20 protein-coding genes are annotated in these 25,256 nt (G+C 60.9%); 17 read left to right on the forward strand and 3 right to left on the reverse strand.

Annotated features, from left to right (window positions below):
• Positions 1 to 9 precede the first annotated feature (9 nt).
• From GOX53_RS01665 to GOX53_RS01710, 10 genes are all read left to right on the forward strand, one after another.
• Positions 10 to 1,671, forward strand: a complete 1,662-nt coding sequence (locus GOX53_RS01665) for an alpha-glucosidase (RefSeq protein WP_171173243.1) — start codon at positions 10 to 12, stop codon at positions 1,669 to 1,671.
• Positions 1,672 to 1,674: 3 nt separating this feature from the next.
• Positions 1,675 to 2,757, forward strand: a complete 1,083-nt coding sequence (locus GOX53_RS01670; protein WP_171173244.1) for an ABC transporter ATP-binding protein — start codon at positions 1,675 to 1,677, stop codon at positions 2,755 to 2,757.
• A 117-nt stretch (positions 2,758 to 2,874) separates the two neighbouring features.
• Entirely contained in the window at positions 2,875 to 3,627 is a 753-nt protein-coding gene (locus GOX53_RS01675; protein WP_171173245.1) for a sugar phosphate isomerase/epimerase, read from the forward strand.
• Positions 3,627 to 4,673 carry a LacI family DNA-binding transcriptional regulator gene (locus GOX53_RS01680; RefSeq protein WP_171173246.1) on the forward strand — a complete coding sequence of 349 codons (1,047 nt, stop codon included), beginning with the start codon at positions 3,627 to 3,629 and terminating at the stop codon, positions 4,671 to 4,673. Before GOX53_RS01675 ends, GOX53_RS01680 begins: the two co-directional genes overlap by 1 nt.
• Positions 4,674 to 4,695: 22 nt before the next feature.
• Positions 4,696 to 5,445: a basic amino acid ABC transporter substrate-binding protein gene (locus tag GOX53_RS01685; RefSeq protein WP_171173247.1), complete on the forward strand. Its 750-nt coding sequence runs from the start codon at positions 4,696 to 4,698 to the stop codon at positions 5,443 to 5,445.
• A 66-nt stretch (positions 5,446 to 5,511) separates the two neighbouring features.
• Entirely contained in the window at positions 5,512 to 7,158 is a 1,647-nt protein-coding gene (locus tag GOX53_RS01690) for an amino acid ABC transporter permease (protein ID WP_171173248.1), read from the forward strand.
• On the forward strand, positions 7,155 to 9,113 hold the full coding sequence (locus tag GOX53_RS01695; protein ID WP_171173249.1) for a beta-galactosidase: 1,959 nt from the start codon (positions 7,155 to 7,157) through the stop codon (positions 9,111 to 9,113). The genes GOX53_RS01690 and GOX53_RS01695 overlap by 4 nt, the downstream gene beginning before the upstream one ends.
• Positions 9,114 to 9,379: 266 nt before the next feature.
• Positions 9,380 to 10,366 (forward strand): tripartite tricarboxylate transporter substrate binding protein, encoded by a 987-nt coding sequence (locus GOX53_RS01700; protein WP_171173250.1) that lies wholly within the window; start codon positions 9,380 to 9,382, stop codon positions 10,364 to 10,366.
• Between the two features lie 63 nt (positions 10,367 to 10,429).
• Entirely contained in the window at positions 10,430 to 10,912 is a 483-nt protein-coding gene (locus tag GOX53_RS01705; RefSeq protein WP_171173251.1) for a tripartite tricarboxylate transporter TctB family protein, read from the forward strand.
• 12 nt (positions 10,913 to 10,924) lie between these two features.
• On the forward strand, positions 10,925 to 12,445 hold the full coding sequence (locus GOX53_RS01710) for a tripartite tricarboxylate transporter permease (protein WP_171173252.1): 1,521 nt from the start codon (positions 10,925 to 10,927) through the stop codon (positions 12,443 to 12,445).
• 373 nt (positions 12,446 to 12,818) lie between these two features.
• Here GOX53_RS01710 and GOX53_RS01715 read toward each other — a convergent pair whose 3' ends face one another.
• The gene (locus GOX53_RS01715) at positions 12,819 to 13,832 is read right to left on the reverse strand and encodes an AbrB family transcriptional regulator (RefSeq protein WP_171173253.1); all 1,014 of its coding nucleotides are present in this window, start codon (positions 13,830 to 13,832) and stop codon (positions 12,819 to 12,821) included.
• 204 nt (positions 13,833 to 14,036) lie between these two features.
• Here GOX53_RS01715 and xylB point away from each other — a divergent pair, with 204 nt between their 5' ends.
• Genes xylB through GOX53_RS01735 form a run of 4 tightly spaced genes read left to right on the forward strand, consistent with a single transcriptional unit; the run spans position 14,037 to position 19,091 of the window.
• Positions 14,037 to 15,506, forward strand: a complete 1,470-nt coding sequence (gene xylB / locus GOX53_RS01720) for a xylulokinase (protein ID WP_254446418.1) — start codon at positions 14,037 to 14,039, stop codon at positions 15,504 to 15,506.
• A complete protein-coding gene (gene xylA / locus GOX53_RS01725; protein ID WP_171173254.1) occupies positions 15,503 to 16,810 on the forward strand; it encodes a xylose isomerase in 1,308 nt (435 codons plus the stop codon). Before xylB ends, xylA begins: the two co-directional genes overlap by 4 nt.
• An 8-nt stretch (positions 16,811 to 16,818) precedes the next feature.
• The gene (locus GOX53_RS01730) at positions 16,819 to 17,796 is read left to right on the forward strand and encodes an aldose epimerase family protein (protein WP_171173255.1); all 978 of its coding nucleotides are present in this window, start codon (positions 16,819 to 16,821) and stop codon (positions 17,794 to 17,796) included.
• Complete coding sequence (locus GOX53_RS01735) at positions 17,793 to 19,091, forward strand: cytochrome-c peroxidase (RefSeq protein ID WP_171173256.1); 1,299 nt, start codon at positions 17,793 to 17,795, stop codon at positions 19,089 to 19,091. The genes GOX53_RS01730 and GOX53_RS01735 overlap by 4 nt, the downstream gene beginning before the upstream one ends.
• Here the strand turns inward: GOX53_RS01735 and GOX53_RS01740 are convergent.
• On the reverse strand, positions 19,085 to 20,578 hold the full coding sequence (locus GOX53_RS01740; RefSeq protein WP_254446419.1) for a CRTAC1 family protein: 1,494 nt from the start codon (positions 20,576 to 20,578) through the stop codon (positions 19,085 to 19,087). The two genes, GOX53_RS01735 and GOX53_RS01740, sit on opposite strands and share 7 nt — an antisense overlap.
• Positions 20,579 to 20,621: 43 nt before the next feature.
• Complete coding sequence (locus tag GOX53_RS01745; protein ID WP_371810235.1) at positions 20,622 to 21,809, reverse strand: ROK family protein; 1,188 nt, start codon at positions 21,807 to 21,809, stop codon at positions 20,622 to 20,624.
• Positions 21,810 to 22,018: 209 nt separating this feature from the next.
• Between GOX53_RS01745 and xylF the strand changes: the two genes are divergently transcribed.
• The 3 genes from xylF to GOX53_RS01760 all read left to right on the forward strand — a co-directional run bounded on the left by xylF (position 22,019) and on the right by GOX53_RS01760 (position 25,158).
• Positions 22,019 to 23,047 carry a D-xylose ABC transporter substrate-binding protein gene (xylF, locus tag GOX53_RS01750; RefSeq protein ID WP_171173259.1) on the forward strand — a complete coding sequence of 343 codons (1,029 nt, stop codon included), beginning with the start codon at positions 22,019 to 22,021 and terminating at the stop codon, positions 23,045 to 23,047.
• A gap of 66 nt (positions 23,048 to 23,113) precedes the next feature.
• Positions 23,114 to 24,415, forward strand: a complete 1,302-nt coding sequence (locus tag GOX53_RS01755) for a sugar ABC transporter permease (RefSeq protein ID WP_171173260.1) — start codon at positions 23,114 to 23,116, stop codon at positions 24,413 to 24,415.
• The gene (locus GOX53_RS01760) at positions 24,412 to 25,158 is read left to right on the forward strand and encodes an ATP-binding cassette domain-containing protein (protein ID WP_171173261.1); all 747 of its coding nucleotides are present in this window, start codon (positions 24,412 to 24,414) and stop codon (positions 25,156 to 25,158) included. Before GOX53_RS01755 ends, GOX53_RS01760 begins: the two co-directional genes overlap by 4 nt.
• Positions 25,159 to 25,256 lie beyond the last annotated feature (98 nt).

Below are 25,256 nucleotides of genomic sequence, written 5' to 3' on the forward strand. Positions count from 1 at the left end.
AGGCGTCAGATGAACGTGCAAAACACTTCGCATATCGCAGCCGCAACCGTGTCGAAATCGGACTGGTGGCGGGGCGGCGTGATCTACCAGGTCTATCCGCGCAGCTTTCAGGACAGCAACGGCGACGGGATCGGCGATCTGAAAGGCATTACACAGCGGCTGGGATACATCTCGTCACTGGGTGTGGATGCGGTCTGGATCTCTCCTTTCTTCAAGTCGCCGATGAAGGATTTCGGGTATGACGTCAGTGACTATCGCGATGTCGACCCGATGTTCGGCACCATGGAGGATTTCAGGGAACTGCTGGATCAGGCCCACGCGCTTGGCCTGCGCGTGATGATCGATCTGGTGCTATCGCATACCTCGGACCAGCATCCGTGGTTCCGCGAAAGCCGCGCCAGCCGGGACAACGCCAAATCCGACTGGTATGTCTGGGCCGACCCGCAGCCGGACGGCACGCCGCCCAACAACTGGCTGTCGATCTTTGGCGGCTCAGCCTGGCAATGGGACACGCGGCGCGAGCAATATTACCTCCACAATTTCCTGACCTCGCAGCCGGACCTGAACTTCCACTGCAGAGAAGTGCAGGACGCGCTGCTGGACGTGGCACGGTTCTGGCTGGACATGGGGGTGGACGGGTTCCGACTGGACACCATCAACTTCTATTTCCACGACAAGCAGCTGCGCAGCAACCCGGCCCTGCCGGTGTCCGAGCGCAACGCCTCGATCGCGCCGATGGTAAACCCCTACAACCACCAGGATCACCTCTATTCCAAGAGCCAGCCTGAAAACCTGGCTTTTCTGGAACGGCTGCGGGCGCTTACCGACAAATACGAGGACCGCGCTTGTCTGGGTGAGGTCGGCGATGCCCAGCGCGGGCTTGAGATCATGGGGGAATACACATCGGGCGATAAGCGCATGCACATGTGCTATGCCTTTGAGTTTCTTGAGAAACGGCGGATCACCGCAAGCTATGCCAAGCAGGTTTTTGACCAGCTGGAAAGCAAAGCGGGCGATGCCTGGGCCTGTTGGGCATTCTCAAACCATGATGTCGCCCGCCACGCCTCACGCTGGGGGCTGGACGAAGCAGCGCTGCGACTGCACTCGGTTCTGATGATGAGCCTGCGCGGGTCGGCTTGCCTGTACCAGGGTGAAGAACTGGGTCTGGCTGAGGCGGATGTGCCGTTCGAAAGCCTGCAGGACCCGTATGGCATCGAGTTCTGGCCCGAGTTCAAGGGCCGGGACGGGTGCCGCACGCCCATGGTCTGGAAAACCCAGGATGAAAACGCCGGTTTCAGCGGCGCACGGCCCTGGTTGCCGGTCAGTGCTGAGCAGGCGGCAAGTGCTGTCGACCGGCAGGAGGCGGACTCGCAGGCTCTCCTGCATCACTACCGCCGGGCCATTGCACTGCGTCACAGCCATCCGGCGCTAAAATCGGGCGCGCAATTGGATATGACCGCAGCGCGCGATGTTCTTTCGTTCTTGCGGGACAATGGCAGCGAGCAAATCTTTTGCGCCTTCAACCTCGGCACCGAGACGGGGCAGCTGACGTTACCACAGGGCGATTGGCACATCATCGGTCAGGATTTGGGCAGCGTTGCTGCCGATGCCAGCGGGCAGGTCGCGCTCGGGGCCTGGCAGTTCTGTCTGGCAGCACGCAGGAAAGGGTAAGGCATGACGGATCTCAAACTCACCAGCGTCGCCAAGACCTACGGGTCGGTCGATGTGCTCAAGGACATCAATCTCGATATTTCCGGTGGCGAGCTGATCGTCTTCGTCGGCCCGTCGGGTTGCGGCAAATCAACCCTGTTGCGGATGATCGCCGGGCTCGAAAGCATCTCGGGCGGAACTCTGGAAATCGACGATACGGTCATGAACGACGTGCCGCCCGCGCAGCGCGGCATAGCAATGGTGTTTCAGAGCTACGCACTCTACCCGCATATGACCGTGCGCGATAATATGGCTTTTGCCCTCAAGATCGCCAAGCAGCCGAAAGACGAGGTCGACAAGGCCGTTGAACGTGCCGCCCGTATTCTGCAGCTTGAACCCTTTCTGGACCGTCTGCCTAAGGCCCTGTCCGGTGGCCAACGCCAGCGGGTTGCGATTGGCCGTGCTATCGTGCGCGACCCCAAGGTCTATCTCTTCGACGAACCACTCTCGAATCTCGACGCGGCCCTGCGTGTGGCTACGAGGATCGAGATAGCCCGGCTGAAAGAGGCGATGCCCGACAGCACGATGATCTACGTGACCCATGACCAGGTCGAGGCGATGACGCTGGCCAGCCGCATCGTGGTTCTGGCCAACAAGGGGATCGCGCAAGTGGGTACACCGCTCGAGCTGTATGAGACGCCCGACAACGAGTTCGTGGCGCAGTTCATCGGTTCGCCTGCGATGAACCTGCTGCCCGGAACGATTACGGAGACTGGGGAAACAACAACGGTTGCCCTGGATGCCGGTGGGACCGCGGTGTCTGCAATCCCCACCGGCCCCGAGGACAAGGGCAAAAGCGTCAATGTCGGTGTGCGCCCCGAAGATCTTTATACAGCCAACGGAACCTATCTGCTTCAGGGCAAGGTGGATTTCACCGAAGCGCTGGGTGAAGTCACGCTGCTGTATTTCGAAAACGAGGCAGACAACGATGCAATGATCGCCAAACTCCCCGGTGTGCAGAAAAATCTGCGCGGCGAGACTGTGGCGATGTCGGCGGACCCTGAGAAGGTTCATCTGTTCCACAACGGGTTGTCGTTGCGAAAGTAGTCCTTACGCGGCTCGCCAGCGCCGCTGGCGGACCGCCTTGCACGTCGCTCGTAGCCCCACCTTGACAAAACGGAGTTCGGTGTTTCACCTTCATTGAAACGTTTCAATGAAGGTCAGATGCGAGTTTCGGCGCAATTATACACGGTTCGGCAGCTGGGCGATCTGGCGGCGCAGCTGGATCTGGTGGCAGCCTGCGGCTTCACGGATGTCGAAACGGTCGGCTTTCACGATCTTTCCCCCAACGAAGTTGCCGCCTGCGTGACCTCCTGCGGCCTTCGCGCGCGCTCGGCACATTTCGACTGGGAGGAGTTCGAAACTCGCTTTGAGGATGTCGTGGCCTTGCTTGGGCTGCTGGAATGCCGGGTGGCTGTCATGCCTTGGCTGACGCCCAATGCGCGGCCCGACACCGCCGAGGGATGGCGTGCGGTGTCGGGTCAATTGGCGGAATGGGCGGACCATCTGTTGTCGCACGGAATTCGGCTCGCTTATCACAACCACGATTTTGATCTGGCAAGAGAGGCAGGTACAACGCCTCTGGATATTATCCTCGAGCAGAAAAATCTGTTCTGGCAACCGGATATAGGATGGCTAGCTGTCGCGGGCTGTGACATTACTCGGATACTCGACCGTTTTGCGCCCCGCATCGTCTCCGCCCATGTCAAGGATGCCGACCCAGCAGCAGGAATCAGGGATGAGCGTTGGCGCGATCTGGGGCAGGGGGTGATCGACTGGGCACCGGTCCTGCGCGCGCTGGCAGACAGTGCCTGCACCGATCTATTCGTTGAACATGACGAAACCGGGAACCACCGGCGAACGCTGGAGACCGGTCGCCGTTTCCTTATGGATCAGATGGCGGAAAGGTGCGGGTAGTGGCGCGGCCGACGATCAAGTCGATCTCGAAACGCACCGGCTATTCGGTCGGCACCGTCTCGAATGCGCTGCGCGGCGCGAAATCAGTCAAGCCCGAGACCCGCGACGAAATCCAGCGTGTTGCTGTCGAACTGGGATACCGGGTCAATCTGGACGCACTGAAGTTGCGCACCAACAAATCCTACCGCATCGCCGTGTTGGTCGGTGTCTCGACCGATGCGCTGGACGAGTGGGAGGGCGTCGAATTCACCCGCATTCTGGCGGGCATCTTCTCAGCCATTGCCGGATCGCGCTATGAACTGAGCGTATTCAGCGTCGCCAATATTGACGACGCCATGGCCGCGCTCGACCGTATCGTCGGCGGAGGGCTGGCGGACGGGGTGATCTTCACTGCAACGCTCAAGAACGACCCCCGCATCGTCTACCTTCAGGACAAGGGTTTTCCCTTCGTCACTTATGGCATGAGCGACAGCGCCCGCCCCCACGCCTTTGTCGATTTCGACAGCCAGACCGCGGCCTTCGACGCCACCGCTCGCCTGATCCGCCTCGGCCACCGCCGCATTGCGCTGGTGAACCCGCCCGAAGATCTGGTCTATGCCAATCAACGTAGACAGGGCTATGAAAACGCGCTGGCGAAGGCGAGAATTCCGACCGACCCGGCGCTGATCGTCAACGGTCTCACCACCGCACGCACCGGAAAGCGGGCGTTTCAGGCCCTGATGCACCTAGACGACAAGCCAAGCGCCTGTATCTGTGCCAATGAAGCGATGACGCTGGGGGTGTTGTCAGCCGCTGCCGAGGCCGGAGTACGGGTGGGGCCGGACTTCGCGGTGATCTCGACCGACGACTTACAACTCAGCCGCTATTTCGTGCCCCCGCCCACCACCTATTATGTTCCCATTGAGGAAACGAGCCGCCTTCTGGGCGAGTTCATGCTGAAATGTCTGGACGGGGCCGACCCGTCCGAGACCCAAAAGAAGATCAGGGCCACCCTTATCGAGCGACAACCTGACATACCCGCGCCGCAACGGGCGCTTACCACCTGAACCAACAGAGGAGAGACCGGAGATGTTCAAGAAACTGCTTGCCGCCGCAACAGTGGCCGCACTGGCCGCCCCGGCGGCATTTGCCGCTGATCTGGAGGGCCGTGTTCTGAAGATCGGAACCGACGCCACCTATCCGCCGATGGAAACCGTGGATGAGGCCACGGGTAAGATCGTTGGCTTTGATGTGGACGTGATGAATGCCATCTGCGCCGAGATCAACTGTGTTCCGAACTTCGTCAACACCGCCTGGGATGGCATCTTTGCCGCGCTTCAGCAGGGCGAGTTTGATTTGGTGATCTCGGGTGTTTCGATCACGCCGGAACGCGAAGAAACCATGGATTTCTCGGAGCCTTATATTGTCGTCAGTCAGGCGATCCTGCTGCGGGTCGACGATGCCTCGATGACGTTGGGCGACTTCAAGGCAGGCGGTAAAAAACTGGCCGCGCAGACCGGCACCACCAATGCGCAGTTGGCCGAGGAGCTGGTGGGGCGCGAGAATGTCAGCCTCTATGACAATTTCTCGGCCGCCATTCTGGCGCTGCAAAACGCGGATGTGCATGGGGTCATCATTGATGGCACTTCGGCTGCGGCTTACGAGCAGGAGTTTGCGGGCGAGCTGACCGTTGGCATCACCGGGCTGAAATCCGACCCGCTGGGTATCGTGTTTCAGGAAGGCGACGCTACTGTTGATGCCGTCAACGAAGGGCTGGCTGCGATCAAGGCCGATGGCACGCTCGACAAGCTGATCGGCCAGTACTGGGGCACCAACTGACCCTTTGGTGAAACCTTGGCCCGGCGGTTCTGTATCGCCGGGCCCATTTCTGTGCGCAGAGGTCCCATGTCCCGGCTAAGCTCCATCCGCCCGAGCAACCTTGTCCTGCTCGCCGCTGCCCCGTTCATCGTCTATCTGTTTGCCTCATCTCCGAAATATCTCAGATCGCTCTACGCGATCATCGGAATCGGTGAGAATGCAGGCCCGATTTTTGCGGGATTTCTGATCCTTCTGGCCGTGGCGGCGCTTGGATACCTATGCGCCCGCAACGCCCGATTTGAGGAGGGCGCCCCAGCTTGGCTGCGCGTAGCCGCCTGGGCCTCGCTGCCCGCCGCATTGATCGTGCTGGCGCTGGCCATTCTGGCTCCGCAAGTCCTTATGCCCTTTGCCGAATCCGCGTTCTTCCATGCACTTGACGAAAACACTTCGAAGCTGATCGACCGTTCCTCGCAGGACTGGGTGCTTTTTCCCGAAGTAGTCGGGCAGGTGCAAACTGGCCTGCAAATCGCTCTTGGTGGCTATACCGCCCTTCTCGCCGTGTTCCTGCTATCGGCCCGCATGTCCGGTCCTGCGCGGCGGTATCTCCGTATCGGCTTCGAGATACTCTCCGGCGCGGCGCTGTTCTACTTGCTGTTCATGGCGCACTGGCAATTCGCCGCCGGGGTCGCCATTACCTTCCGCGCGGCCATCTTTGCTTACATCTTTTCCGCCATCCTCGGCCTGGTCTGGGTGGGGCTGCAATCCTTCCGGGCCAAAGCGCGGACCACGGTCGTCTATGGTTCGGTCAGCCTGGCCCTACTGGCCATCTCGACCTTCTTCTTCATGCAGCCGCAGGTCAGCTACGTGCTGGTTGGCAGCACCGAGGCCCGTATCGCCATCGTGCGCGGCACCCCGCAAGCGCAGGCCGATATCATCCGGTTCGGAGAGTTCGACGGCGGCGAAGACCGCCAGATCAAGATCCGCAGCGCCACCGATGCCGCCACCGCATTGGAGCAGATCGAGAGCATTGACAGCGTTTCTGGCGCCTTCGTTCCGGTCGAAGCCCATACGCAGGGCTATCCGGTGCTCTGGCAGACCAGTTTTCTGCCTGACGAATCCCGCAATCCCGCGCTTGCCTTCGCTGTCTTCGGCTTTTTGCTGCTGATCCTGACGGTGGGTGGCGCCCAGCACAAGCTGCATCCCTTGGCGGTGGGGTCCGAGTTCTTCGTGGATACGATCCGGGGCATTCCGATGCTGGTCATCATCCTCTATATCGGCCTACCGCTAGCGGGCGCGGTTAAGGATGCCACCGGTGGCGGTATCGACATGACCAACATGACCCGGGGTATCATCGCCATCTCGGTCGGGTATTCGGCTTATATGGCCGAAATCTTCCGTTCGGGCATCGAGGCGATCCCGCGTGGTCAGATCGAGGCGGGCGGATCGCTGGGCCTGTCTCGCTGGCAAACCGCGCGGCTGATCATCCTGCCGCAGGCGCTGCGCATCGTGACCCCGCCGCTGGGCAACGAATTCATCGCGATGATCAAGGATACCTCGCTGCTCTCTATCCTCTCCGTCCGCGATATGACCCAGCGGATGCGCGAGTTTCAGGCGGCCAGCTTCCTGCCCTTCGCGCCCTTCAACACGGCGGCCATCTTCTACGTCGTGATCACGCTGGGCTGCGCCAGCTTCCTGAAGTGGATCGAACGCCGAACGGCGAAGGAAGACAGATGAACAAGCTGGAACTGGGCGTCTGCTACTATCCTGAGCAGTGGGATCCGTCCCAATGGCGTGACGACGCGGCGCAAATGGCCGGAATGGGGCTCGACTGGGTGCGGATCGCCGAGTTCACCTGGGCCCTGGTCGAACCCCGACGGGGCGAGTTCAACTGGGGATGGCTGGACGAAGTGGTCGGCATCCTAGGTGAGGCTGGATTGAAGGTGATGATGTGCACCCCCACCGCCGCGCCGCCCAAATGGCTGATCGATGAGCATCCAGAGATCCTGCCAGTGGGGACGGATGGGCGCGTGCGCGGCTTCGGCTCGCGCCGCCACTATTGCTTTTCTAGCGATGTCTATCTGCACGAGGCCTGTCGCATCGCCTCCGAATACGCCCGCAGATATGGTAAAAACCCCCATGTCCACGCCTGGCAGATCGACAACGAATACAACGATCACGACACAGTTCTCAGCTACTCCGACGCCGCCCGGCAGGGGTTCCGGCGTTGGCTGGCGGAGCGGTATGGTTCGATTGGCACTCTCAATCGAACGTGGGGGACGGTGTTCTGGGGGGCGCTCTATTCCAGCTTCGGCCAGATCGAGTTGCCGAACGCACTGGTGGCGAGCCCGAACCCGACCCATGCGTTGGATTTCGCCCGCTATTCCTCGGATCGGGTACGCCTGTTCAACTGTGCGCAGGCGGGCATCCTGCGCAAACACGCGCCGGGCCGCGACATCACCCACAATTTCATGGCGGGTAGTTTCGAGTTCGATCACCACGCGGTCGCCGCCGATCTGGATGTCGTGGGCTTCGACAGCTACCCGCTGGGCAACCTTTTGGGCTCGACCCTCACCGAGGAACACAAGTGCCGCTATTTGCGCACCGGCGCGCCGGATTATCAGGGGTTTCACTGCGACCTTTATCGCTGTCAGGGGCGGGGGCGCATGTGGGTTCTTGAACAGCAGCCCGGCCCGGTCGATTGGGCGCAAAAGAACCCCTCGCCGGCAGATGGCATGATCCGCCTGTGGACCTGGGCCGCTTATGCCCACGGGGCCGAGGCGGTGATGTTCTTTCAATGGCGGCAGGCGCCTTTTGCGCAAGAGCAATATCACACCGCTCTGCACCGCTCTGATGGCAGCCGCGATCAGGCGGCGTTTGAGGTGCTTCAGGTCGCGGCAGAGCGGAAGCTGTTACCCCCGGCGCCGCGCGCGCAGGCGCAGGTTGCTATGGTGCTCGACTACCCTTCGATTTGGGCCGCCGACATCCTACCGCATGACGCGAATTTCCCGAATGCGCAGATACATCGGGAGTGGTATACGGCGTTGCGGCAGTTGGGGGTTGATCTGGATATAGTAGGGCCGGATGCGGACCTGTCCGGTTATGCCTTAGTGGTGTTGCCGCAGAACACAATCCTGTCCGCGGGACTTGCCGCGCGGCTGGCAAATTTTGATGCCAAACTGCTGATCGGCCCCCGCGCCGGCAGCAAGACCGAGGATTTGCATACTCCGTTCAAGCTTGCGCCGGGGCCGCTGGCAGATCTCACCGGCGTTCGGGTGTTGCGAGTCGAATCCTTGCCGGATTTTGCGCCGGAAGCCATTTCGTTCAGGAAAGAGGCACCGCATGAAGTCACTGGATGGCGGGAAATCGTCGAGACGGATCACGAGGTTATCGGGCGGTTCCGCAGCCGTTATCAGGATGGCAGCCCTGCCGTGGTCAGGTCCGCGCGTGCCACATATCTGGCGATGCTCCCCGGTCAGACCCTGCTCAGATCGGTGATGAGGGATGTTCTGGATTGGTGCGGCGTGCCTTACTCCGAATGCCCCCCTGATCTGCGCGTGACCCGGCGCGGCCCGCTCGGGTTCGCTTTCAATTTCGGGGATGAGGATGTGGTGTTGCCGGAGCGGCGGCAGTTTCTGGTCGGTGGACAGGTGGTTCCGCCCCATGGGGTTTCCATCTGGCGCGACGAGTAACGCAATTTCGGTGTCCATTCCCGGCACTTCAAACGTCAGCCTCGGCGCACAGATTTGAACGTCACCCACGCTGTCTGCCTCAGTCTGCTTGCATTGCAATCACCTAAAAGCCATTATTTTTGCTAATTAAAATCAAGAAGCCGGCAGATCTCTGAGGAATCGGGTCAATGTCAGGTGGGTGTCAGGGTCGGCGGATAGAGTGCGCCTGCACGGAAAGCGAACCAACGAGTTTGCGACGTCCAGACAATTGTTCCAGGGAGGACACCATGACGAAAATGAACCTGACCCGTCGGGTCATGATCACGGCTACAGCGGCGGTGCTGAGCCTTGGCGGACACGCCGCCCTTGCCGCAGACCAGAAGGTTGAAAGCATCCATTTCCTGATCCCCGGCGGAGCCGGAGGCGGCTGGGACGGAACCGCGCGCGGAACCGGCGAAGCGCTGACTAATTCAGGTCTGGTGGGCACCGCCAGCTACGAGAACATGTCTGGCGGCGGCGGCGGCAAGGCCATCGGGTTCCTGATCGAGAACGCCGAGAGCAACCATGGCACGCTGATGGTTAACTCGACCCCGATCGTGATCCGCTCGCTGACCGGCGTGTTCCCGCATAATTTCCGTGACCTGACGCTGGTGGCCGGAACCATCGGCGACTATGCGGCGTTTGTGGTGGGCAAGGACAGCCCGATCAACTCGATGAGCGATCTTATCGACGCCTATAAGGCCGACCCGCGCGGCACCGCCGTCGGCGGTGGCTCGGTTCCGGGTGGCATGGACCATCTTGTTGCGGCCATGGCGTTCGAGGCGGCGGGCGAGGACCCGACCGCGGTGAAATACATCCCCTATGACGCAGGCGGCAAGGCCATGGCCGCGCTTCTTTCGGGTGAGATTGCGGCGCTCTCGACCGGTTTCTCCGAAGCGATCGACCTCGCCAACGCGGGCGAAGTGAAGATCATCGGCGTAACTTCGGACGAGCGTGTTGCCAGCTATCAGGACGCACCGACGCTTAAAGAGCAGGGCATCGACACATCTTTCGTGAACTGGCGTGGTTTCTTTGGCGCGCCGGGCCTACCCGCTGAACAGGCGGCAGCTTACCAAGAGGTGCTGGCCGCGATGTATGAAACCCCCGAATGGGCCGAAGTGCGCGACCGCAACGGTTGGGTCGACATCCACAATTCGGGCGACGATTTCCTGACCTTCCTTGAAGAGCAGGAAAAGGTAATCGGCGATCTGATGAAAAAGCTGGGTTTTCTCTGAGCTCTGCAACCAATGCGCCCGGCCTGACCGGGCGCATCACTACCAATTAGGGGAGGGATTGGTATGGCACTCGATCGCGTCATAGCACTCATTTTTCTGCTCATCTGCGCGGTCTATGGGTATACCGCCTTTTTCACGATGGATGCCGGGCTGCCGCCATTCATGCGCAACAACCCGATCTGGCCCAGCACCTTTCCCAAGGTCCTGAGCGTTCTTGGTATCCTGACAGCACTGACCATCGTGCTGGGGCTCGAAAAATCCAATCACACTGCGGAAGTGGCCGAGATCAACTATCGCAAGCTGACCGAGTACAAGCTGGGTCAGGCGGTCAGCCTTCTGTTGCTCATGGTGGCCTACGCCTTTGCGCTGCGCCCCATCGGGTTTCTTGCTTCGACGACGATCTTCCTTGTGGCCGGATCCGCCATTCTGGGCGAGCGCCGCTGGGTGATGATGGGCGTCATCGGCGTGATCGCAGCCGGGTTCGTCTGGTATCTGGTGGACGAGGTGCTCGGCATCTTCATGCGGCCCCTGCCGTGGTTTGTGTGAGGGAGGTCGCAGATGCTTGAAGGAATTCTCATCGGCCTCGGCACCGCTTTTTCCATCACCAACATCTTGATGGTGATCGGAGGCTGCCTGATCGGCACGTTCATCGGCATGCTGCCCGGTCTGGGGCCGATGTCGATCATCTCGATTATGATCCCGGTCGCGATCAGCCTCGGCGATCCGTCGGCGGCTTTGATCTTGCTAGCCGGAGTGTATTACGGGGCGATTTTCGGGGGCTCGACCTCGTCGATCCTGATCAACGCACCCGGCGTGGCTTCGACGGTCGCGTCGAGTTTCGACGGCTATCCGCTGGCACGTCAGGGCAAGGCGGGCAAGGCGCTGACAGTGGCCGCGATTTCGTCCTTCATGGGCGGCACGATTGGGGCCATCCTGCTGATGGTCTTTGCCCCGGCGTTGGCCTCGGTGGCGCTGCTCTTTCACTCGGCAGAGTATTTCGCGCTTATGGTGGTGGGCCTGTCGGCGATTGCCGCCTTTGCCGGGTCCGGTCAGGTGGGCAAGGCGCTGATGATGACCCTGCTGGGCCTGATCATGGCCACGGTGGGCGAGGGCGCCTTGTTCAACCTGCCGCGCTTTACCGGCGGCATCCAGGACCTGCAATCCGGCTTCGGTTTCATCACGCTGGCGATGGCCATGTTCGCGATGCCCGAGGCGATCTTTCTGGTGCTAGACCCCAGCCGCTCGGGTGGGGATGACGGCAAATCGCAGGAGATCAAGGATCTGCGCATCAACCGGGAAGAGGCCAAATCCATCGCGCCGGTGATCGGGCGTCAGTCGGTGCAGGGCTTCCTGATCGGCGTGCTGCCGGGGGCGGGGGCGACCATTGCCTCGTTCCTTGGTTACGCGGTCGAGCGCAACATCGCGCCCAAGGACGAGCAGGAGCAGTTTGGCAAGGGTTCGATCAAGGGTCTTGCGGCGCCGGAATCGGCCAACAACGCGGCCTGCACCGGGTCGTTCGTGCCACTGCTGACACTGGGCATCCCCGGCTCGGGCACCACGGCCATCCTGCTTGGTGCACTGATCGCGCTGAATGTCTCGCCCGGTCCGCGGCTGATGGTCGACAACCCGTCGATCTTCTGGGCGGTCATCATCTCGATGTATCTGGGTAATCTGATCCTGCTGATCCTGAATCTGCCGCTGATCCCCTATATCGCCAAGGTTCTGGCGGTGCCGCGCAATTACCTGATCCCTTTCATCCTGTTCTTCACACTGATGGGGGCCTATATCGGGCAGAACAACGCGACCGAGTTGCTGCTGCTGACCGGCATGGGCGTGATCGCCACGATCCTGCGCTTTGCGGATTACCCGCTGGCCCCGGCGCTGATCGGCTTCATTCTTGGCTCGATGCTGGAGGATAACTTCGCCCGCTCGATGCAACTGGCCGACGGTATCGGCTTCATCCTCGACCGTCCGATGACGCTGGGCCTTCTGGTTCTGGCCATCATCCTAGTCATCCTGCCCAGCTACCGGGTCCGCCGCGCGCGTGCCCGAGCAGAGGGTGTCGCCGACGGCGACTGATCCCGAACGGACCTGTCCTCTTTGCCCTTCCGAGAGGGCAGGTCCCTTGAAAACTCAGTCCGCTGCGCTGCTGGTGGCGGTCTTCCAGTCCTGTTTGAGCAGGAACTGGTTTTAAAGTTTTTGAGGCCGGGCATGACATCGGCATTGGCGATGTCGTCGCGGGTGTGGATCTCGCGCTCCGAGAATTCTCTCAGAGAAGATCCTGACGGCAAATGCGCGACCTTCTATGCCGCCTATCCCCATAGCTGGAAACAACCGGTCTGGATAACCGAGGTGCCGGGCGTCGATCCAGACGACTTTGTAGCTCAGGCCCAATCGATATGTCATCCACCTTACCTTCGGAGCTGTGACGCTTGGATCAGGGGCATCTGTCCTACCGTTTGAGTACCAGCGGCAGGCACAATGTCAAAAAGCTGATCCTTGCAAGGTGATGCACGGCTACGTAGGCGGGGTCGAACCCCATAGCGAGGCCAATGGCCGCCATGGCTTCGACCCCGCCCGGAGCAAAAGCGACCCAGATCTGCCCGATGGGCAGCTGCGTGATAACGCTGACGCACAGCGCAAAAATTGCCGACACGATTGCGGCAACGGCAACGATCAGAGCGGTTGAGCCCGCTTCCCGACGAATTGCAGCCAGGGTAATTCCAGAAAATCGGCTGCCGATGACCGAACCGATCAGGCAGTAGCCGACAAATTGCAACCATGGGTGCGGCGTGCCATGAACCAGCCCAAAAACATGGGCTAACGCGCTGATGGCCATGCCTCCAACCAATAGGGCGGCTGGGAACCCTGTGCGTTTGATGAGGCTTGCGCAGACCCAACCAGCCAACGCCAAAAGGCATAGATGAAGCCAATCGATGCTGGGTTGCGGCGCTGCATCCGCCATGCTTGCGTCGGTTCCGACCAGAGCCAGCGGCAGGATCGCGGTCAGCATCAGCAGGCGCATGGATTGGATGACGGTGACTCGGGTCGCATCCCCCCGACCTTCGACGGCCATAGCGATGGCCATTGACATGGTGCCGGGCGCGCTAGCCAATGTCGCCGTTTCCCGATCCGCCTTGGCGAGCGATTGCATGAGCCACTTGCCGATCATGAGTGTTGCGAAAATCGACAGGCACAGGATTGCCAGCGACAGCACCCACGATCCGGCCTTTTCCAGAATATCCGCCTGAAAGCCCGAGCCCAGTGACAGGCCGATGATAAGAAAACCCACATCGCGCACCCTGGTGTCCACCGCTAAAGTGGCCCCCGCCCACGCGGCGGCAGATGTCGTGATTGCAGCACCGATCAACGGGGCTGCCGGAAGCCCGGCAATGGTCGCAAGGCCCGCTCCAATCAGGCCAACGGCCAAAGACAGGGCGGTATGACCTGCAAGGGTCCTGCTCATTTATCGCCTGCCTCCTGATCCGTCGCGGGAGCTGATCCGCTGAACGTGCAATATCAACTCACCTGTATTCCTGTCCACCAATGCGCGGGGTTGGGGCGCACGTATCTGGCCGAAGGATAGGTTCGGTCAAATGCCGCTATTTTCGGGCCACCCAAGGAGCAATCTCGTTTTAATTTGACTTTCAAATTAAAAATGAGGCTAAGTATGCACATGGCACATGACACCTTCCTCGGCCTTGATCTTGGCACCTCGGGCCTGCGCGGTCTTTTGATCAATGCGCGGGGTCGCGTACTGGCTGAGGCCGAGGCGGAATACGAGGTGTCCCGTCCCCATCCGGGCTGGTCCGAACAGGCGCCCTCGGACTGGATCCAGGCAGCGCAGACGGTGGTCTCGCGGCTGCGGGGTCGGGATGCCGGAGCGTTTTCCTGTTTGGCTGGGATCGGCGTTGCAGGGCACATGCACGGAGCGGTCCTGCTGGACGACAAAGGGCAGGTTCTGCGGCCCTGCATCCTATGGAACGACACTCGCAGCCATGCCGAGGCTGCAATGCTGGACGCCAAGCCGAACGTCCGCCAACTGTCGGGGAATATCGTTTTCCCGGGCTTCACGGCTCCCAAGCTGGCTTGGATCCAAGCGCATGAGCCCGAGGTCTTTGCGCGTGTGGACAAGGTTCTGCTCCCTGCGGCCTACCTGAACTTCTGGATGACCGGCGATGCGGTGGGCGATCTGTCTGACGCGGCAGGTACTTCGTGGCTGGATGTAGGCGCGCGCGACTGGTCACCAAGGTTACTGGAGGCCTCCGGTATGCAGCAGGCCCGGATGCCCCGGCTGGTCGAGGGCTGTGCGCCCGCAGGACACCTGCGTGCTGATCTGGCCGCTGAATGGGGATTGAGTGCTCCGGTCACCGTGGCGGGCGGCGCCGGGGACAATGCGGCGGCGGCCTGTGGTGTCGGGGCGCTGAATGACGGAGAAGGATTCGTTTCTCTCGGCACCTCGGGCGTGTTGCTGGCCGCGCGGGATGGCTATGTTCCTAAACCAGAAACAGCAGTGCACACTTTCTGCCATGCCGTTCCTGACCGGTGGTACCAGATGGGTGTGATCCTGTCGGCGACCGACAGCCTGAACTGGCTATCCCACCAGTTGGGACAGGATCCGGCGGAGCTGACGCAGGCGCTGGGTGACCGAATTGACGCCCCGGGCCGCATCCGGTTCCTGCCCTACTTGTCCGGCGAACGCACACCACACAACGACAGCCACATACGCGCCGCCTTCCTTGGGCTTGGCATTGCCGACGACCCACTGGACCTGACGCGCGCCGTTCTCGAAGGCGTGGGTTTTGCCTTGCGTGACAGCCTTGAAGCCCTGCGCATGGCAGGTGCTCGCCCTGAGCGACTGCTGATTATCGGTGGAGGCTCGCGCTCGACCTATTGGGTCGAGTTGCTGGCCACGATCCTGAACCTGCCGCTGGACTTGCCGGAACAGGGTGAGTTCGGGGCCGCAATGGGCGCGGCGCGATTGGGGATTTGCGCCGCCACCGGCACCCGCCCCGAGGACATCATGACCAAACCCACCATCGCCAAAACCATACCTCCCCGCGCGGATCTGACCGCCGCCTATGACGCCGCTTACCGTAGCTGGCGCGCTATCTACCCAGCATTGAAGGAGCTTTCATGAGCACGGGATTTTTCGACGGGATCGACAAGGTCGTCTATGAGGGCCCCGACAGCACCAACCCTCTGGCCTTTCGCCATTACAACCCGGATGAGATTGTCATGGGCAAGCGCATGGAGGATCACTTGCGCTTTGCTGTTGCCTGGTGGCACAGTTTCGCGTGGGAAGGGGGGGATCCGTTCGGCGGTCCTACCTTCGTCCGGCCTTGGCACCCGCAGGACGGCATGGATCGTGCCCGCCTCAAGGCCGATGTGGCTTTTGAGATGTTCGACCTGCTCGGCGCGCCCTTCTTCTGCTGGCACGACGCCGATATCCGGCCCGAGCAGGGTAGTTTTGCTGACAATCTGGCGACGCTGAATGAGATTACCGACTATATCGGTGGCAAGATGGCGACCTCGGAGACCCGACTGCTCTGGGGCACCGCCAACATGTTCAGCCATCGGCGCTGGATGGGAGGTGCCGCGACCAATCCCGACCCGGATGTGTTCGCCTTTGCTGCCGCCACGGTCAAAGGGTGCATGGATGCGACCCACAAGCTGGGCGGCGCGAATTACGTGCTCTGGGGCGGACGCGAGGGGTATGAGACCCTGCTCAACACCGATATGGGGCGCGAGCTGGACCACATGGGCCGGTTCCTGAGCATGGTTGTGGACTACAAGCACAAGATCGGCTTTCAGGGCACCATTCTGGTCGAGCCCAAGCCGCAGGAGCCCTCCAAGCACCAATATGATTTCGATGCCGCCACCTGCATCGGGTTTCTGCGCAAATACGGGCTGGAGGGAGAGGTCAGGCTGAACCTCGAACAGGGCCATGCGATCCTGGCCGGACATTCCTTTGAGCACGAAATCGCGGTTGCCGCCGCCGAGGGCATGCTGGGCTCGATCGACATGAACCGCAACGATTACCAGTCCGGCTGGGACACCGACCAGTTCCCCAACAATACGCCTGAGGTCGCGCTGGCCTATTGCCACATCCTGAAGTCCGGCGGGTTCACCACGGGCGGCACCAATTTCGACGCGAAACTGCGGCGCCAGTCGCTGGATGCTCAGGACCTGGTCGCGGCTCATGTAGGCGGGATGGACATCTGTGCCCGTGGTCTGAAGGCCGCCGCAGCGATGATCGAGGATGGCGGGTTGGACGCTGCGTTGGCCGAGCGATACGCCGGGTGGGATACGCCGGAGGCGCAGGCGATGTTGAACAGCGATCTCGGTGCGATCTCGGACCGAGTTCTGGCTAAGAGCATTAACCCTGAACCGCGCTCGGGTCGCCAGGAGATGCTTGAGAACTACGTCAACCGCTTCGTGTGAGCCCCGACATGTCTGAAGGGGGGATCGAGAGCGCGACACTGATCTCGGGCGATGTGTCCGTGACCATTCTGTCGCTGGGATGCATCACCCATGACTGGCGCGTTCCGGTTGCTGGAGAACTGGTGCCGGTGGTGCAATCCTATGCCGAACCGGAAGATCACCGCAGGTTTCCTGAAACCTTCAAGGGCGTGATTGCCGGGCGGGTGGCTAATCGAACCTCGGGTGCGCGGTTTGTAATGGAGGGCAAGACGTATCGCCTGGACGCCAATGACGGCGTTAATCACCTGCACGGAGGGGCAGGGGGCCTCACCCGGCAATTCTGGCGGATGGAGCGTGACGGGCAGCGCGCGGTGCGATTGATGCTACACTCACCGCACGGCGATCAGGGCTACCCGGGGGCGGTGGATTTCGAGGTGACAATCACGCTGGAAGGCTATCGCCTGAGCTATGATATGCGCGCCAGCCCAGACCGACCAACGCCAATCAATCTGGCACAGCACAGCTACTACAACCTGATGGGAACGGGGGATGTGTTGGACCACTTTCTGACGCTGAAGGCCAGCGCCATCACGCCCGTGGGGCAGGATATGATCCCGATCGGCATGATCCAGAGTATCGGGGGCACGGATCTGGACTTTCGCGGCCCTGAGCGGCTGGGTGATGCCATTGCGCGGACCGGGGGAATTGACACGAATTTCGTGTTCGACGACACCGACGGCCCGGTGGCCAACCTGAGCGCGCCCAACGGCCTGCGCCTGCGGTTATGGAGCGACCAGCCTGGCCTACAGCTTTATTCCGGGCGGTATCTGCACCCGGATGGCCGACCACTGGAGGGACAAAGGCATGAGCCCTTTGCGGGTGTCTGTCTTGAGCCGCAGCACTTTCCCGATGCATTGAACCAGCCCGGCTTTCCATCGATTATCTGCACGCCTGAGCAGCCCTACGTTCAAAGCCTGAGCGTGGAAATCGCGCCGGAGGTCGAATGAAACGGATCGCTGCCCTTGTCCTATGTCTATCCGGTGCCGCCTCGGCGCAGGGCCTTCCGTCGGCGGATGCGGTCTTCGCACCAACCGATCCGGCCGAGGTCGAGTTGGGGCATCTGCTGTTCTACGATCCCATTTTGAGTGGCAACAAAACCGTTTCCTGCGCGACCTGCCATCATCCCCGCTTCGGTACCTCGGATGGGGTGTCGCTTGGTTTGGGCGACGGGGCAACGGGGCTGGGCCCTGACCGAACGCCAGACCCGGAGAATTATCCGGAACAACGCATCCCCCGCAACGCGCCGGGTCTGTTCAACCTCGGCGCGGCCCAGTTCGTCACGCTGTTTCACGATGGTCGCCTTGAGGCGGACGCCACGCGGCCCTCGGGCATCCGGACGCCACTGGGGGCGGATATGGAAGTAGGATTTGCCTCGGTCCTGTCCGCACAGTCGATGTTTCCGGTGCTGTCGGCGGACGAGATGGCCGGGCATTATTCGGAGAATGAGATATCGAAAGCCGTGCGTCTGGGGCGGCTGACAGGGGAGGGCGGGGCATGGGATCTTATCGCCAAGCGGGTCGAGGCGATCCCGACTTACCGTCTGCGTTTCGACGAAGTAATAGGCCCAAAGCCGATCCATTTCACTGACATCGCCAACGCGATTGCGGCCTTTATCGCTTTCGAGTGGCGCGCTGACGACAGCCCCTTTGACAAGCACTTGCGTGGAGAGGTGGCGCTTTCCCAGACCGCTCTACGGGGTATGGATCTCTTCTACGGCAAGGCCGGATGCAGTGGCTGCCATTCCGGACAGTTCCAGACCGATCATGCGTTTCACGCCATCGCCATGCCGCAGTTCGGCCCGGGCAAGGCCGAAAGGTTCGAAAGCCATCGGCGGGATATCGGGCGGATGCGGGTGACTGGCGATCCGGCGGATGCTTATGCGTTCCGCACGCCGAGCCTGCGCAATGTTGCCCAGACCGCGCCTTACGGACACAATGGCGCCTTTGCGACTTTGCGGGAAGTCATCCGCCATCATCTCGATCCAGCGAAGTCTCTGAGCGCGTACGATCCTGCACAGGCGATCCTGCCGGATTTCGACGCTGGGGACGACTTTTCTGTGTTGTCGGACGGACGCGAACACGCCGCGATTGCCGAAGCGAGCGAGCTGACCCCGGTCGAGTTGACCGAGGCGGAAATCGATCATCTCATTGCTTTTCTCGAGACGCTCACCGACCCAACGGCTGCCGCCGGTCGGTTGGGCGTTCCAGCACAGTTACCTAGCGGTTTGCCCGTGGATCAGTAGGGCAGGGTGTCGAAATCGTTCCCAACGCGAGCGACGACATAGGTTTTGCCCGCCTCCAGACCCTGCCATGCACTGGTCGCGCCATCCGGCCAGATGACCCGCAGCTTCACTTGAGTGCTGTCCCCCAGCCCGAAATGCTGAGGGCCCAATGTCCCGCCCGCGTGGCCCCCGCCAACCGTAACCTCGCGCACGATCATACGGTCGCCGGTGTCGATCTCGATCCAACTGCCGATGGCATCGGTGTTGGATATGGCCTGTCGCGGAAGGATCCCGATCCAAGTCCCCTCAGGTTCGGTCACATTCCGATACACCTCCATCGCGGCACGGCGGTTCATAACGGCAATGTCTAGCAGCCCGTCAGCGTTGAAATCAGCCATCGCGGCGCCTCGGCCTCGGGCGAAACTGGCAACGCCCGCGCTGTCACCGGCCTCGGCAAAGCCGCCGTTGGGCAGTTGGAGCAATAGGTTGTTCGGGTCGTCCATGGCGCTGCCTGGCATCTGGTCCACGTTGCCCTTGGTGACGAACATGTCGTCCAACCCGTCATTCTGCACATCCCCCAACGCCACGTGCCAGCCCGTCGACGGCCGCCCATCGCCGCCTGTATAAGGGCGATGCGCCGTCGTACCGGCGGCATAGGGCGCATCCACGAACTCCGGCGCCTCGTGCCCGGCAAGATACTGGAATTTCTGATCCGCCATCGAGGTCAAGTAGACATCCGGCAGCCCGTCACCATTCATGTCGCGGCTGCCGATGCCCATGCCCCAGATACTGTAACTCCGCCAACCATCTCTAGCGGTGAGCAGGCGTGGGTCCGTCTCCATCGCCCACATCTGCTCTTCGCCGTCGCGCACATAATAATGGCGGTCATTGCTGACACGCAGATCTGCACGGCCATGGCGGCCCCAATCGGAAAACAGCATGGAAAGCGCGCAGAATCCGGGCTCCAGCGGCATCGGATCACCATAACCGTTGCCGGTCGGCCGAAACAGTTCGTTACGGTCACAGGCCTCGAACGGTCCGTCGGGATTCGAGCGATCCACATAGTTGCCGAAGGCCAGCGTGGGCAGACGATTCCCGGCCTCCCACGTGGCCGAGAACGCTGTGGTCCAGCGATCCGATGCGGGCAGTTTCAGATCCGGGAACGGCGCAAAGTGGCACTCACCAAGGCCTTGCAGCAGCGAGTTTTCCCCAACTCGCAGAACAACAAGGTCCGTCACGCCGTCGCCATCAATTTCCAGCGGATACGCGCCTGTGACGCCGGTGATCGCGAGGCTTTCAGGTGTTTCCTTGACAAAAGATACCGTCCCGCCGGGTTTCGAAGTGTTACGAAACAACGCCGCTGGGTTCTCGCCACCTGCGGCGAACAGTTCGGGTAACGTGTCACCATCGCAATCAAAGCCGGCAAGCCCGCCGCCAACGAAATGTTCCCAGCCGCCGGTGTACTCGTGGGCGGCGATGTCAACCTGCTCAAAACGCGGTTCTGCCAAACCTACTATCGGCAAAACAGCGAGGCAGGCTGCCGCCAAAACGCTACGCAACGCTCTCTCCAAACTCACGCACTGACATGGCTTCAACCTCCTGCAGTGCAAAAGCACATGCGCCACGGGCCCACATGAGATCGCTCCATTTGTGGATCACGATATTGGGCGGAGGTGCGTCCACCTCGACAATAGAATTTCGAATGCTGTCAATCACTTCGTTGGCATAAAGGTGATCGACCTGCATCCGCACGCCTGCCAGGATGATCAACTCGGGATCGAAGATGTTGACGAGGTTGGCCAACCCCATGGCGAACATACGTCCGGCGCGGTCAACGATTGATTTGGCCAGCGTATTGCCCTCTTTGGCGGCATTGACAACATATTCCACGGCGTTTTCTCCGGGGATGTCCGTTGGTAACAGCCCGCCCACCGAAGCCTCGCGGGTCAGGGCGTAGTCGGCGACATAGGCCTCAAGGCACCCGCGTTGGCCGCAGCGGCACAGCGCGCCGTCCAGATGCACCTTGGTGTGGCCAAACTCGGCGCCGCACCCGCGTTCGCCGTGGTAAACCTCACCGTTCAGAACGATGCCCATGCCAACCCCGCTCTCGATGGTAACCACCAGGAAGTCGCGGGCATCGCGGCCGAGGCCGAAATAGAGCTCGGCCAGAGCGACGAGGTTCGTGTCATTGTCAATGAATACCGGTTTATCGATTTCAGTCTGAAGCACTTTGGCGAAAGCGACGTTGCGTTGTTCCAGCGATGGCGACCAATGAATGAAGCCTTGCTCTGCATCGACAAACCCGGCCATCCCGACTCCGACCGCCGAAATGCCTGCAAGCGTGCAGGAGATACCTTCGGCAGCGTTCGTGAGGGCAATGCGCATTTGCAACGCAAGGCCCTCTGCTGACCATGTGCTTTGGGCCAAGGGCATTTCAAAATCGCCCAAAAGCTCTCCTTCAAAATCCACAATGGCAACAGTGATGGATTGATTTGCGATCTTGACACCTGCGACCATGTGAGCTGATCCCCGCAGCTTCAGATCGACACGCGGGCGCCCGCGCCGTGTTCCGCCTGAGGCAGGCTCTCTTACGACCTCTTCGATCAGGCCTTCCTTCAAAAGCTCGGCTGTAACTGTCGTGACCGTTGCCTGACTGATTCCCGTTGAACCGGCGATATCGATACGGGCAATCCGTCCCGACCGGCGGATTACGTCCAGGATCGCCTGGCGTCCTCTCACGCGTTGGTCCCTGAGCATCGTTATCCCCCCGCTCGCATATTGCCTTGTTTTGTTGCCGTTTCAGCGGCGCGTCCTTCGGAGTTCGCGCTAAAGGCCACTGTCGGCAGTTTAGACTGTTTATTTAATTTGACAATCGAATTTAATCGGATAAGAGTGGAAGAACAAGGGACCGCACCCAAAGCCGGGGCGGGAACGATTGGGAGGATATCATGAAGAAATTGACAACGGCTGCGGCAGCGGCCCTGACGATGGCCATCTCCACTGCTGCATTCGCGCAGGACCTGACGATTGGCGTCAGCTGGTCGAACTTCCAGGAGGAACGCTGGAAGACTGACGAAGCCGCCATCAAAGGCGCGTTGGACGCAGCCGGGGCGACCTATGTGTCGGCAGATGCGCAATCTTCCTCGGCCAAGCAGCTTTCGGATGTGGAAAGCCTGATCGCTCAGGGTGTGGACGCTCTGATCATTCTGGCGCAGGACGCACAGGCGATTGGTCCGGCAGTGCAGGCAGCAGCGGACGAAGGCATCCCGGTTGTCGGTTACGACCGCCTGATCGAAGACCCGCGCGCGTTTTACCTGACCTTCGACAATGTCGAGGTCGGCCGGATGCAGGCCCGCGCCGTGTTCGAAGCGATGCCCAAGGGACGCTACGTGATGATCAAGGGATCGCCCACTGATCCGAACGCCGATTTCCTGCGGGGTGGCCAACAAGAAGTGCTGCAGGCAGCAATCGATTCCGGTGACATCACCGTTGTGGGTGAGGCTTATACGGATGGTTGGCTGCCAGCCAATGCACAGCGCAACATGGAGCAGATCCTGACCGCGACCGAAAACGGCGTAGATGCGGTTGTTGCGTCGAATGACGGGACCGCTGGCGGTGTCGTGGCGGCGCTGACTGCACAAGGCATGGAAGGCATCCCCGTTTCGGGCCAGGATGGCGATCACGCGGCGCTGAACCGGGTGGCCAAGGGCACGCAGACCGTATCCGTCTGGAAGGATGCCCGCGATCTGGGCCGCGCGGCCGGTGAAATCGCGGTCGCTCTGGCTGGCGGCACCGCCATGGCGGATATCGATGGCGCGCAGTCCTGGACCTCGCCTGCCGGTACAGAAATGACTGCTGTGTTCCTGGCGCCCGTGCCGGTGACTGCCGACAACCTCTCGGCTGTGGTCGATGCAGGCTGGATCGGCAAGGATGCGCTCTGTCAGGGCGTGACCGCTGGCCCGGCACCCTGCAACTAATCTGCTGAAAAACTGATCCTTCCCGCGTGTATGGCGTGGGAAGGCCCCAAAATGGTGGACCCTGCAATGACTGACACCGCGTCTGCAACCGACACCCCGCAAACCCGCCGAACCCTGCTTCAGACACTGGAGATTGACACCCGGCTGGTCGGTATGATCGGGGCGTTCATCGTTCTTTGCGTGGTGTTTCACCTGGCCACCGATCAGCGCTTTCTGACACCGCGCAACATCTTCAATCTGACGATTCAGACTGTCAGCGTGGCCATCATGGCGACCGGAATGGTCTTCATCATCGTGACGCGGCATATCGACCTGTCGGTTGGCGCCTTGCTGGCGACCTGCTCGGCCATCATGGCGATGACGCAGACGTTGATCTTGCCAAGCTGGCTGGGCTTGGGGCTGAACCATCCGATCACTCCCTGGGTCACCATCCTGATTGGCCTGACCTCAGGCGCCCTGATCGGCGCGTTTCATGGCTGGCTGGTCGGGTACCTGACCATTCCCGCTTTCATTGTCACTCTGGGCGGGCTTCTGGTATGGCGCAACGTGGCCTGGTATATGACCAATGGCCAAACCATTGGCCCGCTGGACGGAACATTCATGAAATTCGGCGGCATCAATGGAACCTTGGGCACGACCGGAAGCTGGGTCCTGGGTGGTCTGGCCACACTTGCCGCAATCTACGCCCTTTGGAACGCCCGCCGTTCAAAGATCGGACACGGCTTTCCGGTCAAACCGCTCTGGGCCGAGTTTGCCATGTGCGGCATCATCGCCGCTGCCATTCTGGGCTTTATTGGCATCCTGAACTCTTACCAAATTCCCACCCGCCGTCTCCAACGCATGTTCGAAGCCCGTGGTGAGGTCATGCCCGAGGGCTTCACGGCAGCTTACGGCCTACCCATTTCCGTCCTGTTGCTGATCGCAGTGGCGGTGGCCATGACCGTGCTTGCCAAGCGCACAAGGCTTGGTCGATACATCTTCGCAACCGGTGGCAACCCGGATGCTGCCGAGCTATCGGGGATCAACACGCGCCTGCTGACCGTGAAGATTTTTGCTCTGATGGGGTTCCTATGCGCGCTTTCGGCAATTGTCGCTTCGGCGCGACTGACCAATCACTCCAATGATATCGGAACGCTGGACGAGTTGCGGGTGATTGCGGCGGCGGTGATCGGGGGAACCGCACTGGCGGGCGGCATGGGTACGATCCACGGCGCCATTCTGGGCGCGCTGATCATGCAGAGCCTGCAAAGCGGCATGGCCATGGTTGGTGTGGATGCGCCGTTCCAGAACATCGTTGTTGGTTCGGTGCTGGTAATCGCCGTCTGGGTCGACATCGTTTACCGTAAGCGCACAGGAGATCGCACATGAGCACGCCTCTGGTAGAAATGCGCGACATGTCGATTGCCTTCGGGGGCATCAAGGCGGTCGATCACGTAACCGTAGACCTGCATCCGGGCGAGGTCGTGGGCCTTTTGGGCCACAACGGTGCCGGAAAATCGACGCTGATCAAGATGCTCTCGGGCGCATATCAGCCCGATGGCGGCGAGATCTTCGTGAATGGCGAAAAGGCCATCATCAACAATCCCCGAGATGCGCGGACCTACAATATCGAGACCATCTATCAGACGCTTGCGCTGGCAGATAATCTGGACGCCGCATCGAACCTGTTTCTGGGTCGGGAACTTGTAACGCCCACAGGCCTTGTCGACGACGCACGGATGGAGGCCGAATGCCGTAAGATCATGGGGCGGCTGAACCCGAACTTTCAGAAGTTCTCGGCCCCTGTCTCGGCGCTTTCGGGCGGGCAACGCCAGTCGGTTGCCATCGCGCGCGCGGTCTATTTCAACGCCCGCATCCTGATCATGGACGAACCTACTGCCGCTTTGGGGCCGCATGAAACCCAAATGGTGGCCGAGTTGATTCAGCAGCTCAAGGCAGAGGGCATCGGGATCTTCCTCATCGACCACGACGTGCATCAGGTCATGGCCCTGTGCGATCGCGCGTCGGTGATGAAAAACGGTCAACTCGTGGGGACCGTGAACACCGCCGATGTCACGGATGACGATCTGCTCAGCATGATCATCCTGGGTAAGATGCCGGGAAGCTCCTGAACCCCAGGGCTTTGCTTTAGCGGGTTTTGAAGCGGCAAGGACCGACCGATTTTCATGATCGACCGATTTTGAGCATCCCTGCCAGGTGCACCGAACCG

Source organism: Ruegeria sp. HKCCD8929, assembly GCF_013031405.1.
Classification (GTDB): Bacteria; Pseudomonadota; Alphaproteobacteria; order Rhodobacterales; family Rhodobacteraceae; genus Ruegeria.